Origin of the sequence: Streptomyces parvus (assembly GCF_032121415.1) — a bacterium.
Classification (GTDB): domain Bacteria; phylum Actinomycetota; class Actinomycetes; order Streptomycetales; family Streptomycetaceae; genus Streptomyces; species Streptomyces globisporus_A.
Map to the genome: position 1 here is coordinate 4,661,077 of NZ_CP135079.1, position 16,342 is coordinate 4,677,418.

Annotated in this window: 16 protein-coding genes; 8 read left to right on the forward strand and 8 right to left on the reverse strand. The window is 72.8% G+C overall.

The features are described 5' to 3' along the window. Positions 1-4: 4 nt before the first annotated feature. Positions 5-1,243, reverse strand: coding sequence for an MFS transporter (locus RNL97_RS22165; RefSeq protein ID WP_030576699.1), 1,239 nt, complete (start codon positions 1,241-1,243; stop codon positions 5-7). Positions 1,244-1,410: 167 nt separating this feature from the next. On the opposite strand from RNL97_RS22165, the gene RNL97_RS22170 reads away from it, so the two are divergent. The 3 genes from RNL97_RS22170 to RNL97_RS22180 all read left to right on the forward strand — a co-directional run bounded on the left by RNL97_RS22170 (position 1,411) and on the right by RNL97_RS22180 (position 3,802). Next, positions 1,411-2,088, forward strand: a complete 678-nt coding sequence (locus RNL97_RS22170; protein WP_030576702.1) for a DUF6758 family protein — start codon at positions 1,411-1,413, stop codon at positions 2,086-2,088. Positions 2,089-2,187: 99 nt separating this feature from the next. Further along, positions 2,188-3,054 (forward strand): PHP domain-containing protein, encoded by an 867-nt coding sequence (locus RNL97_RS22175; RefSeq protein ID WP_030576704.1) that lies wholly within the window; start codon positions 2,188-2,190, stop codon positions 3,052-3,054. A gap of 142 nt (positions 3,055-3,196) precedes the next feature. Then, complete coding sequence (locus tag RNL97_RS22180; protein WP_030576707.1) at positions 3,197-3,802, forward strand: MarC family protein; 606 nt, start codon at positions 3,197-3,199, stop codon at positions 3,800-3,802. An 81-nt stretch (positions 3,803-3,883) separates the two neighbouring features. Here the strand turns inward: RNL97_RS22180 and RNL97_RS22185 are convergent, their stop codons facing one another. After that, entirely contained in the window at positions 3,884-4,036 is a 153-nt protein-coding gene (locus RNL97_RS22185; RefSeq protein WP_006127395.1) for a hypothetical protein, read from the reverse strand. A gap of 207 nt (positions 4,037-4,243) precedes the next feature. On the opposite strand from RNL97_RS22185, the gene RNL97_RS22190 reads away from it, so the two are divergent. Further along, on the forward strand, positions 4,244-5,164 hold the full coding sequence (locus RNL97_RS22190) for an NYN domain-containing protein (RefSeq protein WP_030576709.1): 921 nt from the start codon (positions 4,244-4,246) through the stop codon (positions 5,162-5,164). 39 nt (positions 5,165-5,203) lie between these two features. On the opposite strand, the gene RNL97_RS22195 is transcribed toward RNL97_RS22190, so the two are convergent. Together RNL97_RS22195 and RNL97_RS22200 are read right to left on the reverse strand one after the other, a co-directional pair. Beyond that, entirely contained in the window at positions 5,204-6,061 is an 858-nt protein-coding gene (locus RNL97_RS22195; protein WP_030576712.1) for an alpha/beta fold hydrolase, read from the reverse strand. A 157-nt stretch (positions 6,062-6,218) separates the two neighbouring features. Continuing rightward, positions 6,219-8,480 (reverse strand): DEAD/DEAH box helicase, encoded by a 2,262-nt coding sequence (locus RNL97_RS22200; RefSeq protein ID WP_243316405.1) that lies wholly within the window; start codon positions 8,478-8,480, stop codon positions 6,219-6,221. Between the two features lie 475 nt (positions 8,481-8,955). On the opposite strand from RNL97_RS22200, the gene RNL97_RS22205 reads away from it, so the two are divergent. Further along, positions 8,956-9,702 carry a ferritin-like fold-containing protein gene (locus RNL97_RS22205; RefSeq protein ID WP_030576718.1) on the forward strand — a complete coding sequence of 249 codons (747 nt, stop codon included), beginning with the start codon at positions 8,956-8,958 and terminating at the stop codon, positions 9,700-9,702. 14 nt (positions 9,703-9,716) lie between these two features. On the opposite strand, the gene RNL97_RS22210 is transcribed toward RNL97_RS22205, so the two are convergent. From RNL97_RS22210 to RNL97_RS22225, 4 genes are all read right to left on the reverse strand, one after another. After that, positions 9,717-9,989 (reverse strand): hypothetical protein, encoded by a 273-nt coding sequence (locus RNL97_RS22210; protein WP_010061603.1) that lies wholly within the window; start codon positions 9,987-9,989, stop codon positions 9,717-9,719. A 198-nt stretch (positions 9,990-10,187) separates the two neighbouring features. Beyond that, positions 10,188-10,415: a DUF3107 domain-containing protein gene (locus RNL97_RS22215; RefSeq protein WP_010061602.1), complete on the reverse strand. Its 228-nt coding sequence runs from the start codon at positions 10,413-10,415 to the stop codon at positions 10,188-10,190. A 140-nt stretch (positions 10,416-10,555) separates the two neighbouring features. Next, positions 10,556-11,197 (reverse strand): TetR/AcrR family transcriptional regulator, encoded by a 642-nt coding sequence (locus RNL97_RS22220; RefSeq protein ID WP_006127402.1) that lies wholly within the window; start codon positions 11,195-11,197, stop codon positions 10,556-10,558. A gap of 167 nt (positions 11,198-11,364) precedes the next feature. Beyond that, entirely contained in the window at positions 11,365-11,580 is a 216-nt protein-coding gene (locus RNL97_RS22225; RefSeq protein ID WP_030576722.1) for a hypothetical protein, read from the reverse strand. Between the two features lie 118 nt (positions 11,581-11,698). Here RNL97_RS22225 and RNL97_RS22230 point away from each other — a divergent pair, with 118 nt between their 5' ends. From RNL97_RS22230 to RNL97_RS22240, 3 genes are all read left to right on the forward strand, one after another. Then, complete coding sequence (locus RNL97_RS22230; protein ID WP_030576725.1) at positions 11,699-12,664, forward strand: alpha/beta fold hydrolase; 966 nt, start codon at positions 11,699-11,701, stop codon at positions 12,662-12,664. Positions 12,665-12,672: 8 nt separating this feature from the next. Continuing rightward, positions 12,673-14,169, forward strand: coding sequence for a DUF3152 domain-containing protein (locus RNL97_RS22235; RefSeq protein ID WP_243315051.1), 1,497 nt, complete (start codon positions 12,673-12,675; stop codon positions 14,167-14,169). Positions 14,170-14,414: 245 nt separating this feature from the next. Further along, positions 14,415-16,301: a DUF3492 domain-containing protein gene (locus RNL97_RS22240; RefSeq protein WP_243315054.1), complete on the forward strand. Its 1,887-nt coding sequence runs from the start codon at positions 14,415-14,417 to the stop codon at positions 16,299-16,301. Positions 16,302-16,342: the final 41 nt, after the last annotated feature.

The following is a 16,342-nucleotide window of genomic DNA, read 5'->3' on the forward strand; positions in this document are numbered from 1 at the left end:
GCGGTCAGTCGGCGAACACCGTCACGCTGTCCTCCATCGCGTGGACCGGCTCCAGCTCCTCTGCCTCGTGGGCCAGTGCCGTACGCCGTACCCCCACGACGGCCGCTCCGACGAGGGCGGCGAGCGCGGCCACCGCGAACGGGATGTGGATGTCGGTCCACTCCTCGATCTTGGGGGCGAGGAAGGGGGCGGCCGCGGCGGCGAACCAGCGGACGAAGTTGTAGCCGGCGCTGGCCACCGGGCGCGGCGCGTCGGAGACCCCGAGGGCCAGTTCGGTGTAGACGGTGTTGTTCATGCCGATGAACGCGCCGGAGACGACCGTGGCGACGACCGCCGTGGTGTGGCTGCCGTAGCCGAGGACCAGCAGGTCGGCGGCGAGCAGCACCAGCGAGGACCCGAGCACCTTGAGCGAGCCGAAGCGGCGCTGGAGGCGCGGGGCGACCAGCACGGAGAAGACGGCGAGCAGCAGACCCCAGGCGAAGAAGACCGCGCCCGACTTGTACGGGGTCATGTCCAGCACGAACGGTGTGAAGGCCAGGATCGTGAAGAAGGCGTAGTTGTAGAAGAACGCCGAAGCCGCCACCGAGGCCAGGCCGCCGTGGCCCAGCGCCTTCACGGGATCGAGCAGTGAGGTCTTGACGGCGGGCCTCGGCTGCTCCTTGAGGAACGCGGCGATGCAGAGGAAGCCGATCGCCATCAGCGCCGCCGTACCGAAGAACGGATAGCGCCAGCTGGCGTCCCCGAGCAGCGCGCCGAGCAGCGGACCGCACGCCATGCCGAGGCCGAGCGCCGACTCGTACAGCAGGATCGCCGCCGCGCTGCCGCCCGCCGCCGCTCCGACGATCACCGCGAGGGCGGTCGAGACGAACAGGGCGTTGCCCAGGCCCCAGCCGGCCCGGAAGCCGACCAGTTCGGCGACGGAGGACGAGGTGCCGGAGAGCGCGGCGAAGACGATCACGAGCGCGAGACCGGCCAGCAGGGTCTTGCGGCCGCCGATGCGGCTGGAGACGAAGCCGGTGACCAGCATCGCGAAGGCGGTGATCAGGAAGTACGAGGTGAACAGCAGGGACACCTGACTCGCCGAGGCGTTGAGCCCCTGGGCGATGGACGGCAGGATCGGGTCCACCAGGCCGATCCCCATGAAGGCCACGACGGAGGCGCCCGCCGTGGCCCAGACGGCCTTCGGCTGGCGCAGGATGCCGCCTCCCGCCGCTCCTTCGTCGAGCGGATCCTCTTCCCGCATGGGCTCTCTCCTCACTTCTCCGGCCTCGGAAGGTCGATGCGTCATACACAGAATAAGTTAGACAATCTAATAAATGCAAGCTACATCTAGTTTCCCGGGTCAGGGCCACGCTGCGGACGGGTGATCGTCCTTGACGGGAGGTCCGGCGGGGAGGACGGTTGGTCCTTATGAGGGGCGAACCCAGTTGCCCGAAGTGCGGTGGCCGGGTCAGGGTGCCCGGTCTCTTCGCCGACGCCTGGCAGTGCTCCGTGCACGGCCAGGTCCACCCGATGCAGCCGGTCGTCCCGCCCAGCGTCGAGGCGCTCGGCGTCGTGGTGCACCGCACCCAGGTCCCCGTCTGGATGCCCTGGCCCCTCCCCGTCGGCTGGCTGTTCACCGGCGTCGCCAGCGCGGGCGACGACCGCAGCGGCGGACGCGCGAGCGCCGTGGCCTGCTCCGGACCCGGTCCGCTGGGCGGGATGGGCGAACTGCTCCTCGTCGCCGAGGAACTCGGCGTCGGACTCGGCGCGCGGTACGCCGGCATCGAGGGCCCCGACCCCGGCCACCACCTGAACGTCGACTCCGCCCCCGACGCCAAGGTCCACGCCGCCGGCCGCCCCACCCCGCTCTGGCACGTCAGAAACGCCCCGGAGGACCGCGCCGTCTTCGCGGGCGAGGCGCGGGGGCTGTGGCTCTGGGCGATCCTGTGGCCCGAGCAGTCGGGGCTCCTGATGTACGACGAACTGGTCCTGACCGATCTGCGGGACGCCGGGGGAGAGGTGGACCTCGTCCCCTGCGGCGCGCTCACCCCCCGCCTGCTCGCCGCCCCGGAGACGCCGCCCCGGCAGGCGAAGGGCGAGCGGTAGATCACGTGGGGCGGGGGGCTTTCGCGGCCTGATGCCTGGTGTGCGGCGGTTATCCTTGAGCGGTCCCCCGTCCGTCCGCGAGCCCCGGAGTCAGCCGTCGTGCGCATCGACCTGCACACCCACTCCACCGCGTCGGACGGCACGGACACCCCCGCCGAGCTGGTCGCGAACGCCGCCGCCGCGGGCCTGGACGTCGTCGCGCTCACCGACCACGACACCGTGGGCGGCCACAAACAGGCCATCGACGCGCTGCCCGAGGGGCTCACCCTCGTCACCGGCGCCGAACTCTCCTGCCGCGTCGACGGCGTGGGCATGCACCTGCTGGCCTACCTCTTCGACCCGGCCGACGCCGAGCTGGAGCGCGCCCGGGAGCTCGTCCGCGACGACCGGGTGCCGCGCGCCCAGGAGATGGTCCGCAAGCTGCGCGCCCTCCACGTCCCCATCACCTGGGAGCAGGTCGCCCGCATCGCCGGGGACGGCTCCGTCGGCCGCCCGCACGTCGCAGCCGCCCTCGTCGAACTCGGCGTCGTGCCCACCGTCTCCGACGCCTTCACGTCCGACTGGCTGGGCAACGGCGGCCGGGCGTACGCCGAGAAGCACGAGTTCGACCCCTTCGAAGCCGTCCGCCTGGTGAAGGCGGCGGGCGGGGTCACCGTCTTCGCCCACCCGGGCGCGGTGAAACGCGGCGCGGTCGTCCCCGACTCCACGATCGTCGCCCTCGCCGAGGCGGGGCTCGACGGCATCGAGGTCGACCACATGGACCACGACGAGCCCACCCGGGCCCGGCTGCGCGGCCTCGCCCGCGAACTGGGGCTGCTCACGACCGGCTCCAGCGACTACCACGGCAGCCGGAAGACCGTCGAGCTCGGCGCGTGCACCACCGACCCCGAGATCTACGGCGAGATCACCCGGCGGGCGACCGGAGCCTTCCCGGTGCCGGGGGCCGGTGGAGCCGTCCGCCGCTGAGGCGCCTGTCTCTTCCCCGCCGCACCACGTTCTCCTCCCCCCGCGCCCCCGTGCGTACCGTCGCGTGCCCGACGCACCGTGACGCCCGCTGCCCGGACCCGCGCCCCTCCGTACCGCCCGCTCATCTCTCGCAAGGCTCACTGTGTTCGACGTCGCTGTCTTCGGATCCCTTTTTCTCACCCTATTTGTGATCATGGACCCGCCCGGGATCACACCGATCTTCCTCGCCCTCACCGCGGGCCGACCCGCCAAGGCGCAGCGCAAGATGGCGCTCCAGGCGGTCACGGTCGCGTTCGGCGTGATCGCCGTCTTCGGTCTGCTCGGTCAGCAGATCCTCGACTACCTGCATGTCTCCGTGCCCGCGCTGATGATCGCGGGCGGACTCCTGCTGCTGCTCATCGCGCTCGACCTGCTGACCGGCAAGACCGACGAACCGACGCAGACCAAGGACGTCAACGTGGCGCTCGTACCGCTGGGCATGCCGCTGCTCGCCGGGCCCGGCGCCATCGTCTCGGTCATCCTCGCGGTGCAGCACGCCGACGGCGTGGGCGGCCGGCTCTCGGTGTGGTCCGCCATCGTCGCCATGCACGTCGTGCTCTGGCTGACCATGCGCTACTCGCTGGTCATCATCCGTGTGATCAAGGACGGCGGCGTGGTGCTGGTGACCCGGCTCGCGGGCATGATGCTCTCCGCCATCGCCGTCCAGCAGATCATCAACGGCGTCACCCAGGTCATCCAGGGCTCCTGAGGCCCGGGCACGCTCCGCACACCACAGCACCCCCGCACGGACGTTCCGTGCGGGGGTGCCTCGTCTTCACAACGTCAGGTGTTACGAGGCCGAACTGTCGGCCGGCCGGATGTAGATGCGCTGGCCCGTTGCCGCGGCCTGCTGCACGATCCGGTTGACGGAGGCGGCGTCCACGACGGTGCTGTCCACGGCGGTACCGTCGACGTCGTCGAGTCGCATGATCTCGAAGCGCATAGGGCTTCCCTTCGTCTGATCCTCCTGCTGGAGAACTGCTGGCGCCGGTGGGGCGTCCCACCGGCAAGACTAGGAACGCGAGGTTTCCCTCGCGTTCCACACGGGTGACAACGAGTTGCCCCTGGCAAACATTCCCTACGCTAAGGAAATTTTTTGGATGTCTAAATACCCGTTGGCAGCCACACCGCCACAGACGACGAGGTTCGCATGAACGAGGCGGACCCGCAGCTCATAGGGGTCACCGCAGGGCCGGGCCTCGTCGCCCGCCTGGACCGCACCAACGAACTGCTCCAGCGCATGCTGGTCGAGGTGGCGAAGACCCCCTCGACGCACGCCATCTTCGTGGACGCCGGCTATGTCTACGCCGCGGCCGGCCTGCTCGTCACCGGTACCGAGGACCGGCGCTCCTTCGACCTCGACGCCGAAGGGCTGATCGAGGCCTTCATCGACAAGGCCCGCACGATCTTCGCGGACAGCAGGCTGCTGCGCGTCTACTGGTACGACGGGGCCCGGCGCCGTATCCACACCACCGAGCAGCAGGCCATCGCCGAACTCCCCGACGTCAAGGTGCGGCTCGGCAACCTCAACGCCAACAACCAGCAGAAGGGTGTCGACTCGCTCATCCGCACGGACCTCGAATCCCTCGCCCGGCACCGCGCCATCAGCGACGCGGCGCTCGTCGGCGGCGACGAGGACCTGGTCTCGGCGGTCGAGGCCGCCCAGGGGTACGGGGCCCGCGTCCACCTCTGGGGCATCGAGGCCGCCGAGGGGCGCAACCAGGCCGAACCGCTCCTGTGGGAGGTCGACAGCCAGCGCACCTTCGACCTGGACTTCTGCCGCCCGTACGTCACCCGGCGCCCCGTCACGACGTACGAGGACGACACCCCGGCCCCCTCGCGGGAGGACGTACGCTTCGTCGGCGCGCAGATCGCGGCCGCCTGGCTCGCCGCCCGGGGCCGGGAATCCCTCGCCGACCTGCTGCCCGGCCACCCCTACCTGCCGGGCTCCGTCGACCAGGACCTCCTGGTGGAGGCCGAACGGCTGCTCCAGCACTCGCTGCGCGGCCACGCGCATCTGCGGCGGGCGCTCCGCGACGGCTTCTGGCAGCACCTGCAGGCGCAGTACTGACCCAGCTGCCTTTCTCGCGGGTACGGACCCGGGGGCCCGTCAGGCGTCCGGCAGGCTGTCCCAGAACGCGGCCAGCGCCTTCGCGGTCTCCTGCGGGCGCGCGGTGTTGGGGGAGTGCTCGGCCCCGGCGACCGTGGTGCGGCGGGCGCCGAGACGCCGCGCCATGGCGTCGAACAGCTCCACCGGCCACACGTCGTCGCGTTCCCCGGAGAGCACATGGACGGGCAGTCCGACGGCGGCCAGCTCGTCCACCCGGTCGGGTTCGGCCGCCAACTGGGCCCCGGTGGCGATCAACTGGGCCGGGTTGTGGGCCAGCCAGCGGCGGCGCATGTCCGCGCCGTCGCCGGTGTCCGCGTCCTGCGGGGGGTCCATCGCCCGCATCGCCTGCCACACCTCGTCCATGGACAGCACGGACAGCGCGTCGCTCAGCATCTTCACCTTGTCCCGCTGGGCCGCGACGACCTCGGCGGGGCCCGAGGACATCAGCGTCAGCGAGCGGAACGGGGAGGCGTCCAGCAGGACGGCGGCACGGGCGATCTGGCCGCCGAGCGAGTGCCCGAGCAGATGCAGCTCCCCGGGCCCCTCGCCCAGAGCCGCCGCCTGGGCCAGCACGTCCCGGGCCAACTCGCCCTGTACATAAGTCTCCTGACGGTCCGTCCCCTTCGACTCGAACTGTCCGCGGCCGTCCACGGCGACCACCCGGTAGCCCGCCCCGGTCAGCGGTTCCAGGAGCGCGATGAAGTCCTCCTTGCTGCCCGTGTACCCGGGCAGCAGCAGGGCGGTGGCCCGGGCCGGGGTACGCGGCACGGCGTCCAGGACGGCGAAGTCGCCGCGCTCGGTGGCCAGGACTCGGGCGCGGGCACAGGGCGGCGGAGTGAAGGTGGGCGGGCGGCTCATACGGCGAGGCTATCCCCGCCTCCCCCCGCACGACGTCAACGGGGCACCTGTCCCACCCCACCGGCCGCCCGTCCGGGCACCGGAAACGGCCCCGGCCCCCGCGCGGTGCGGGGGCCGGGGCCGTTGTCGTGCCTGTCGTGCGGTGTCGCCGGAAGCGTCAGCCCTCGGTCGTCGTGACCGATGCGGCACCCGCGGGGCGGGTGGCCCGGCGGCGACGGGGCTTGGGCTCGGCGGCGGCCTCGCTCGCCACGGCCTCGGCCGCGGAGACCACGGCGGCCTCCTGCGTCGTGGCCGAGGTGACGCTGCGGGTGGCGCGGCGGCGGCGCGGTTTGGCCTCCGCCTCGGCGGCCGGAGCCTCGACGGCGGGCTGCTCGGTGGCGACGGGCTCCGACGCGGCCTTGGCCGCCTTCGTCGTGGCCTTCTTCGCCGCGGGCTCCGCCGTCTCCGCCTTCGCGCGGGACCTCGTCGCCTTGGTCGCCCGGGCCTTCGGCTCGGCGGCCGGCGCGGTCTCGGTGGCCTTGGTCTCGGCCTTCGGCTCAGCCTTCGCCTTGGTCTCGGCCTTCGCCTTCGACTCCGTCTTCGGCTTCGTGGCGCGGGCCGGGCGGCGACGCGTCTTGACGTCGGGCTCCGGCTCGGCGGCCGGGGCGATCTGGAAGTCGACCTCGTCGGCCGGCTTCACGACCCGGGTGCGACGGCGCGGCCGGACGGCCTTCGGCTCGGTGGCCGGCTCGATCACACCCGCAGCGACGGCCACGGTCTGGAACTCGGCCGGGGCCGGGGCGGCCGGAGCCGCCGCGACAGGCGCGGCCGTCTCCTCGGCCACCGGCTTCGCCGCGGCGCGGCTGCGACGACGACGCGGCTTGGTCTCCGCCACCGGCTCCGCGACCGGCTCGGCCACGGGTGCGGCCTCGATCACGGGTGCGGCCTCGGCCACCGGAGCGGGAACCGCCGGGGCCTCGGTGACCGCCACGGCCGCCTCGGCGACGGCTTCGGGGGCGCCGAGGCGGGTACGGCGGCGACGGCGCGGCGTACGCGGGGCTTCGGCCGCCTCGTCTCCGGCCGGGGAGACCGGGGTGGCCTCCTTGGCGGGTGCGGGCACCGTCGCGGCGCCTGCCTCCGCCGCGGCTTCTCCACCACGGGTGCGGCGGCGCTGGCGCGGCGTACGGGTGCGCGGCTCGCGCTCCTCACGGACGGGGGCCGGAGCGGCGGCCTTGCGGCCGCGGCCGCCGGTCTCGCCGAGGTCCTCGACCTCTTCGGCGCGCAGACCCGCACGGGTCCGCTCGGCACGCGGCAGCACACCCTTGGTGCCCGCCGGGATGCCCAGCTCCTCGAACAGGTGCGGAGAGGTGGAGTAGGTCTCCGGCGGGTCCGGGAACTTCAGGTCCAGGGCCTTGTTGATCAGCTGCCAGCGCGGGATGTCGTCCCAGTCGACCAGCGTGATCGCGATGCCCTTGGCGCCCGCGCGGCCGGTCCGGCCGATGCGGTGGAGGTAGGTCTTCTCGTCCTCCGGCGACTGGTAGTTGACGACGTGGGTCACACCCTCGACGTCGATACCGCGCGCGGCGACATCGGTGCAGACCAGGACGTCGACCTTGCCGTTGCGGAAGGCGCGCAGCGCCTGCTCGCGGGCGCCCTGGCCGAGGTCGCCGTGGACCGCGCCGGAGGCGAAGCCGCGCTTTTCCAGCTGCTCGGCGATGTCGGCGGCCGTGCGCTTCGTCCGGCAGAAGATCATCGCCAGCCCGCGGCCCTCGGCCTGGAGGATGCGGGCGAGCATCTCCGGCTTGTCCATGTTGTGGGCGCGGTAGACGTGCTGGACCGTGTTCTTCACGGTCGTGCCCTCGTCGTCGGGCGACGTGGCGTTGATGTGCGTCGGCTGCGACATGTAGCGGCGCGCGAGGCTGATGACGGCACCCGGCATGGTGGCCGAGAACAGCATCGTCTGACGCTTGGGCGGCAGCATCGTGATGATGCGCTCGACGTCGGGCAGGAAGCCCAGGTCCAGCATCTCGTCGGCCTCGTCGAGGACGAGCCCGCGGATGTGGGAGAGGTCGAGCTTGCGCTGGCCCGCCAGGTCCAGCAGACGGCCCGGGGTGCCGACGATCACGTCGACGCCCTTCTTGAGGGCCTCGACCTGGGGCTCGTACGCCCGGCCGCCGTAGATCGCGAGAACGCGGACGTTACGGACCTTGCCGGCCGTGAGCAGGTCGTTGGTGACCTGCTGGCACAGCTCGCGGGTGGGGACGACGACGAGCGCCTGCGGCGCGTCGGTCAGCTGCTCGGGCTTGGCGCGGCCCGCCTCGACGTCGGCGGGGACGGTCACGCGCTCCAGGAGCGGGAGACCGAAGCCGAGCGTCTTTCCGGTGCCGGTCTTGGCCTGGCCGATGACGTCGGAGCCGGAGAGGGCTACGGGGAGCGTCAGCTCCTGGATGGGGAAGGGGGACGTGATGCCGACTGCCTCAAGGGCTTCGGCCGTCTCGGAAAGAATGCCGAGGTCGCGGAACGTAGTCAGGGTGCTGCCTCTTCTGTGAGACGCGGTCCGAGGCGAACGCTGGGGGTCGTACCGTGCCGGGGTTGGTCATCCGGCCGTGGTGGGGCCGGGTGGCGCGGGACCACTGCCGTCGCTCGAGCGCTCGTGCCGCTGAGGGGGCCCCTCATCTGCAGTCGTACGTGTCGTACGCACCGCGTGGAGGGCTGTCGGGTCGGAGCCGATCGGGCCTCCGACCGGGCATCCTCATTCAAGGGCGCGCCTCTGGCACAGCACAGTGCTCAGTAAGCGCAATACCACTGTACCCCGGATTCGCGCATGTGTGTTGGACGAATTCGTCGGAACGGTAGGGCGGCCCCGGCTGACCAGGCCCTTCCGCCCTGCGCGGGGAGGGCTATCGTTCCGTTTCATGGAGACGCCAGACCACGCCACCGACACCCCCGCCGACTCTTCCGGAGCCACCGGGATCGCCACCCAGGACTGGGCCACCGCGGCCGCCGACCCGCAGTACCGCGCCGCGGTCGTGGACCTGCTCGGCGCCCTCGCCTACGGAGAGCTGGCGGCCTTCGAGCGGCTGGCCGAGGACGCGAAGCTCGCGCCGACCCTCGGGGACAAGGCGGAGCTGGCGAAGATGGCCACCGCCGAGTTCCACCACTTCGAGCAGCTGACCGACCGGCTCACCGCGGTCGACGAGGAGCCGACCGCCGCGATGGAGCCGTTCGCCAAGGCGCTCGACGACTTCCACCGCCAGACCGCCCCGTCCGACTGGCTGGAGGGCCTGGTCAAGGCGTACGTCGGCGACTCGATCGCGAGCGACTTCTACCGCGAGGTCGCGGCCCGGCTCGACACCGACACCCGGTCCCTCGTGCTGTCCGTGCTCGACGACACCGGCCACGGGAACTTCGCGGTGGAGAAGGTGCGCGCCGCCATCGAGGCCGACCCGCGGGTCGGCGGGCGGCTCGCGCTGTGGGCCCGCCGGCTGATGGGCGAGGCCCTCTCGCAGGCCCAGCGGGTGGTCGCCGACCGCGACGCCCTCTCGACGATGCTGGTGGGCGGCGTCGCGGACGGCTTCGACCTGGCCGAGGTGGGCCGGATGTTCTCCCGGATCACGGAGGCCCACACCAAGCGGATGGCCGCTCTCGGCCTGGCCGCGTAGGGCTGCGGGCGGGGCTACTGGGCCGCCGCCGACCGGGTGAGGCGGCGGCCGCGTGGTCGGATCAGGAGCGAGAGCGTCACCGCTCCGACCGACACGGCTCCGATCAGGGTCGCCAGGACATGGCCGGGACCCAGCGCGGCATGCGTCAGATACGCGCCGAACAGGGCGCCCAGCGTGCCGGTGAGATAAACCGCACGGCCGGCCGGCAGACGGTCGGCCAGTGATCGGAGCGCCACCCAGGACAGGGCCAGTCCGAGCACGGCGGCGCCGAAGGATTCCCAGATCACAGAGGATCACCTCGCGGGGGGTGTGCGGGGCGGGCAAATCGGTCGTAGGCGGTACTACCCCCCGGCCGCGGCGGGCAACCCTCCGACGGCCCTTCCGACCCGTACGGGAACGGGAGGGGCAGCCTCCCGCACACGACACAGGAGCGGCCCGGCGGGAAGATCCCGCCGGGCCGCTCCTGTGATCAACGCCTCCGTGGACTACAGCGCCCCGAAGCCCACCCGCCGGGTGGTCGGCTCACCGATCTCCACATAAGCGATCCGGTCGGCCGGCACGAGGACCTTGCGGCCCTTGTCGTCCGTGAGGCTCAGCAGCTCCGCCTTGCCGCCCAGTGCCGCGGCGACCGCGCTCTCGACGTCCTCGGCGGAAAGCCCGCTCTCCAGAACGATCTCGCGGGGCGTGTGCTGCACCCCGATCTTGACCTCCACGGCTATGTCCCTCCGACGGTCAGTCCCTGCGCGGCGAACCGCGCCGTACGCAGCCACATTAGCCCGGCGGAAGCGGCGCTCAGGGCCCGACCGGCAACGCCCGCAGCGAACACGGGGTCAGCGGTCCCGGCCCGGAGGGGTCAGTGCTGCTCGACGCCGTGCAGCGGGAAGCCCGCGATGCCCCGCCAGGCCAGCGAGGTGAGGAGCTGCACGGCGGTGTCGCGGGGGATGGAGGACTGGCTGGAGAGCCAGTAGCGGGCCACCACCTGGGAGACGCCGCCGAGTCCGACCGCCAGCAGCATGGACTCGTCCTTGGACAGGCCCGTGTCTCCGGCGATCACGTCCGAGATGGCCTCGGCGCACTGGAGGGACACCCGGTCCACCCGCTCGCGCACGGCGGGCTCGTTGGTCAGGTCGGACTCGAAGACCAGCCGGAACGCGCCGCCCTCGTCCTCCACGTACGCGAAGTAGGCGTCCATCGTCGCCTCGACGCGCAGCTTGTTGTCCGTCGTCGAGGCCAGCGCCGTGCGGACCGCCTGGAGCAGCGACTCGCAGTGCTGGTCGAGCAGGGCCAGGTAGAGCTCCAGTTTCCCGGGGAAGTGCTGGTAGAGCACCGGCTTGCTGACCCCGGCCCGCTCGGCGATGTCGTCCATCGCCGCGGAGTGGTAGCCCTGCGCGACGAAGACCTCCTGTGCGGCGCCCAGCAGCTGGTTGCGTCGGGCGCGGCGGGGCAGGCGGGTGCCCCGCGGGCGCGCCGCCTCTGTCTGCTCGATGGCTGTCACGCCGCCTCCCAAATATGTGTTCCAGCACAGCCGGTCCGTGCACGCTGCGCCGTACAGCCATCGTACTTTTGGGTAACCCGGGTATGCGCGGCGCGGACGCAGAATTTCATGGACCGGACGGCTGTGGAAGCCACAGTTCTTTGCGGTCGTGAGTAAACCGGGGCGTTTCAGCGGTAATCGTCCTCGTCGAGGGGAATCACCCTGCGCTGTTCGGCGGCGTCGGCCTCGTTGGCGGTGGCCGGGTCGATGTCCTCCGCCCGCTCGTCGTGCTCCGGCCGGACGTCCGTGCGCTGCTCGGCGGCGTCGGCCTCCGGGGCTTCCGGCCCCGGCTCGTCCGGCTCCGCGCTCTCGAAGGTGTCCGGGTCGCTCGGGTCGATCGGCATGTGCAGTTCCCTTCCCTTTTCTTTCTCTGAAGCCTAGGAGCTACCCGTCTACCCCGCGATGCGGCCTTGTGACGGCGAACACATGAATCAGTGCGTGATCGTCTCGTAACATTGGCGCATGTCTTCGACCGAGCTGCCGGGTGTCCAGGCCGCCGCCGCCGCGGTGGCCCCCACGGTCAGTGCTGTCCGGGTCGCCGACGGCGAACGGCTGCGCTCCGTGTCCCTGCCGGGGATCGGTCTGAACATCCGCTGCCGGCCGGGGGACCGGACCGGACTGCCCCCCGCGCTGTACGTGCACGGGCTCGGCGGCTCGTCGCAGAACTGGTCCGCGCTGATGCCGCTGCTGTCCGACCTGGTCGACGGAGCAGCGGTCGACCTGCCCGGATTCGGGGATTCGCCGCCGCCCGACGACGGCAACTACTCGGTGACCGGACACGCGCGTGCGGTGATCCGGCTGCTGGACGCGGAGCGGCGGGGGCCCGTCCATCTGTTCGGCAATTCGCTGGGCGGCGCCGTCGCCACCCGGGTCGCCGCCGTCCGCCCCGATCTCGTGCGCACCCTCACCCTGATCTCGCCCGCCCTGCCGGAGTGGCGGGTGCAGCGGCCGGCCGTCCCGACCGGTCTGCTGGCGGTGCCGGGGGTCGCTTCCCTGTTCGCCCGGCTCACGAAGGACTGGACGGCGGAGCAGCGGACGCGCGGAGTCATGGCACTCTGTTACGGCGATCCGGCACGGGTCTCCGAGGAAGCCTTCCGTCATGCGGTGGCCGAGATGGAGCGCCGGCTGGAGCTGCCGTACTTCTGGGACGCGATGACGCGTTCGGCCCGGGGCATCGTCGATGCGTACACCCTGGGCGGCCAGCACGGACTGTGGCGCCAGGCCGAGCGGGTGCTCGCACCGACCCAGCTCGTGTACGGCGGACGGGACCAGCTCGTCTCGTACCGGATGGCACGCAAGGCGTCCGCGGCCTTCCGCGGCGCCCGGCTGCTGACCCTGCCCGACGCGGGGCACGTGGCGATGATGGAGTACCCGGAGGCGGTCGCCCAGGCGTTCCGGGAACTGCTGGACGATAGCGGCGGGAGCTGATCCGGGGCGTGGGACGACACAGTCGAAAGGGCTCCGGGGCGATCCGCCCGGACGCGACAGCGGCGGAGCCGGGCGGCGAGCGCGCCGCGGCGCATCCCGCGTCCGGCACCGGCCGCCGCAGGCGGATCGCGTCCGCACCGACGCCGGACGGGCGGAACCTGTTCTCCCCGCTGACCGGTGACGGGCAGGGCCCGTTCTCGCCCGACGCCCCGCAGGTGCGCGGCGGCCACCCCGAACAGCAGGAGAAGGGCGGCGGCTGGGGCGGCACCTGGAGCACCGGGCCGCAGCCCCGCTACGGGCAGGGGCCCGGCGCACCCGCACCGCACGGCGCCCCCCGCCCGCAGGCGCCCCATCAGTACCCCGGCCCGGACAGCCGCCCGGGCGACGCCCGGCCGTGTGCCGACGGGCCGGGCGGATCCGCCGGGACCTTCGGGGCCCAGGACACCGCCGCCCGGCAGCAGGCCGTGGCCCGCCAGGTCTCCGCCCAGCGGGCGGCCCAGCGCGCCGCGGACGGCCGGGCCGCGCATCAGCAGCCCGCCGGGCCGCCGGTGCCGGGCCCGCGCCAGGAGTTCGTCGACGCCTTCGAGGCCGAGGCCCCCGGGACCGGGTCCGCGCCGTCGGCCGGGGGCCCGGACGGCCCGGACGACACGGAGGCGGCGGAGCCCGACGAACGGGCCGCGTCCCGGGGCGGCAAGGGGCGGACGTTCACCGGGATCGCCGCCGCCGCGGTGACCACCGTGCTCGCGGTCGTGGTGGCCGGACAGGTCGCCGAGGACTCCGGCGGCCGTGCCGCGGCGGCGCGCGCCGCCGAGGTGGAGCGGCAGGGTCTCGGCGACGAGGCCTCCCGCTCCGACGCCCGCCCGACCCCGGAGCAGCCCGCGCCCAAGCCCGAGGTCAAGCCCCTCTCGTACGCGGCCAGGATGGCGCAGCCGTATCCGCTCGCCGCCGACCTGAAGGCGACCGGTGAGTTCGAGGCGGTGCCCGGTCTGGCGAAGGCACCCGGCAAGGGGCAGAAGCACCGCTACCGGATCGACGTGGAGAAGGGGCTCGGCCTCGACGCCGGTCTGTTCGCCGAAGCCGTGCAGAAGACGCTCAACGACGACCGGAGCTGGGCGCACAACGGCGCGATGACCTTCGAGCGCATCTCGTCGGGGCAGCCGGACTTCGTGATCACGCTCGCCAGCCCCGGGACCACCGGCGACTGGTGTGCCAAGTCCGGTCTGGACACCACGATCGACAACGTCTCCTGCGATTCCGCATCGACAGACCGCGTCATGATCAACGCCTATCGCTGGGCGCAGGGCGCCGCCACCTTCGGCCCGGACAAGCTGCTGCCCTACCGTCAGATGCTCATCAACCACGAGGTCGGCCACCGGCTCGGATACAACCACGTGAGCTGCCGTACGCCCGGCGCCCTCGCCCCGGTCATGCAGCAGCAGACCAAGACCCTCGAACTCGAAGGCATCAAGTGCAAGCCCAACCCCTGGGTGCATCCCAAGGGTTGATCCCCGAGCACGCGTGGGCCCGCCGGCCGGCCCAGCAGGGTTGGCCCGGGCCTGACCCTCCGTGACAACCGACCGCTGTATCGCGACGGAACGCGACCGGTGCGGGAAAGTTACGACGGTTCACCCCTTTCGGTGGCGCGACGGACAACCGTCCGTCGCGCCACCGGCGTATCCGCATACGGTCGTCCCGCTGTGAGTCGCCGGTTCAACGGCGGCCGCCCACAAGGGAGATCGGGGGTGTACTCGTGCGGATCGGACTGCTCACCGACGGTGGTTATCCGTATGCGAACGGTGAGTCCAGACTCTGGTGCGACCGACTGGTGCGCGGGCTGCCGCAGCACGAGTTCGACCTGTTCGCGCTGAGCCGCTCCGCCCATCAGGAGGCCCAGGGCTGGGTCCAACTGCCGTACCAGGTCAGCCGGGTGCGCACCGCACCGCTGTGGACCCCCGAGGACGGCACCCTGCGCGGCAGCGGGGAACGCGGCCTGCTGGCCCGGCTGGTGACCGGCGGCGAGCAGTCCTACGGGCGGCGCGACCGCAAGCGCTTCACCGAGCACCTCACCGCGCTCGCCACCGCCGTCTGCACTCCCGGCCGGCCGGGGGCGGAAGCGGGCGAGGGCCCCGGCGCCGAGCTCTTCACCGCAGGGCTCTACGGGCTGGCCGAGCTGGCCCGCGAGCGCGGCGGACTCCATCTCGCCCTGCGCTCCGAGACCACGGTGAGGATCCTGGAGGCGGCCACCCACGCCCACGGCGCCGGCCGGACCGTGCGGAGCGCCACCGTCCCCGACCACCTCGCCTTCGCCGCCGAGCTGGAACGCGCGCTGCGCCCGCTCTCGCTCGACTGGTACGACCAGGAGAGCCTCGGCGCGGTCGATCTCTGCCATGCGGCCTCCGGCGGGGCGGCCGCCCTCCCGGGGCTCCTGGCCAAACGCTTCTTCGGGGTGCCGCTGCTGGTCACCGAGCACGGCGTCCCGCTGCGCGCGCACTACCTGGCCGCCGCGTCCGGCACCCCGTACGGAGCCCCCGTCCGCGCCCTCCTCGCCGCGTTCCACGGCCGCCTCGCCACCGAGATCTACCGGCAGGCCGCGCTCGTCACCCCCGGAAACACCCACGTCCGCCGCTGGCAGCAGCGCTGCGGAGCCGACCCCGCCAAGCAGCGCACCGTCTACCCGGGCATGGCCGCGGAGCGCTTCGGCCCGGTCGGCGAGGACGCCGAGCGGTTCGGCGCGGCGGGCGAGGACACCGAGGCGGACGGTTCCGACACGCTGGTCTGGGTCGGCCGGATCGAGCCCGCCAAGGACCTGATCGCCCTCCTCCACGCCTTCGCCGAGGTCCGCCGCGCCCGGCCCGACGCCCGGCTGCGGATCTTCGGTGCCCCGGCGGAGGGCGACGAGGCCGCCACCTACCTCGCGCACTGCACGGCCCTCGCCGCCCAGCTCTTCCCCGACGAGGCCACCGGCGCCCATACCGAGGGCAGCAGTCCGGTCACCTTCGAGGAGATCGGCGGCCCCGAGATCCCCGATCTCGCCGAGGCGTACGCGGCGGGCGGCGTGATCGTCCTCTCCAGCACCGTCGAGGGCTTCCCGGCCAGCCTCGTCGAAGCCATGTTCTGCGGCCGGGCCACCGTCTCCACCGACGTGGGCGCGGTCGTCGAAGTCATCGGCGGCACCGGACTGGTGGTCCCCCCGCGCAACCCCAGGGCGCTCGCGGACGCCTGTGTCGCGCTGCTGCGCGACCCCGAGCGCCGGGCCCGGCTGGGCGCCGCCGCCCGGGCTCGCGCGCTCGAACTCTTCACCGTCGAACAGAATCTCGCGGCATTTCGCGGCATTTACCTGGAGCTGATGGCGCACACCCCGGTGCGCCGGGAGGCCGACGCGGTGGACGCCCACGGCGACCCGCTGCCGTTCGCCACCCCGCCGGAGGCCCACCTCCTCGGCCACTGGACCCAGCCCGGGGCCCACCTCCGGCCGCCGGAGGAGGACCCCGCGGCCGCCGTACCCGGCTGGGCCGCCCCGCCCGGAGCCCGCCTGCCGGACCGGCCCGGCGAGCCCGAGCCGGAGCACACGCGGCAGCCGGAGCCCGAGGGCGTCTGCGCGGTCGCGGCAGGACTGCCGGGGGACGGCGATGCGTGACCACCCGCCCCTCGGTGACCCGGCCCCCCACGACCCGGCCC

What these genes read in the sequence shown, in the direction of transcription:
- RNL97_RS22230 (WP_030576725.1), top strand. Translation starts at nt 11,699, where the DNA reads ATGTCTTCGACCGAGCTGCCGGGTGTCCAGGCCGCCGCCGCCGCGGTG.
- RNL97_RS22185 (WP_006127395.1), bottom strand. Translation starts at nt 4,036, where the DNA reads ATGCGCTTCGAGATCATGCGACTCGACGACGTCGACGGTACCGCCGTG.
- RNL97_RS22195 (WP_030576712.1), bottom strand. Translation starts at nt 6,061, where the DNA reads ATGAGCCGCCCGCCCACCTTCACTCCGCCGCCCTGTGCCCGCGCCCGA.
- RNL97_RS22165 (WP_030576699.1), bottom strand. Translation starts at nt 1,243, where the DNA reads ATGCGGGAAGAGGATCCGCTCGACGAAGGAGCGGCGGGAGGCGGCATC.
- RNL97_RS22205 (WP_030576718.1), top strand. Translation starts at nt 8,956, where the DNA reads ATGGAGACGCCAGACCACGCCACCGACACCCCCGCCGACTCTTCCGGA.
- RNL97_RS22190 (WP_030576709.1), top strand. Translation starts at nt 4,244, where the DNA reads ATGAACGAGGCGGACCCGCAGCTCATAGGGGTCACCGCAGGGCCGGGC.
- RNL97_RS22170 (WP_030576702.1), top strand. Translation starts at nt 1,411, where the DNA reads ATGAGGGGCGAACCCAGTTGCCCGAAGTGCGGTGGCCGGGTCAGGGTG.
- RNL97_RS22225 (WP_030576722.1), bottom strand. Translation starts at nt 11,580, where the DNA reads ATGCCGATCGACCCGAGCGACCCGGACACCTTCGAGAGCGCGGAGCCG.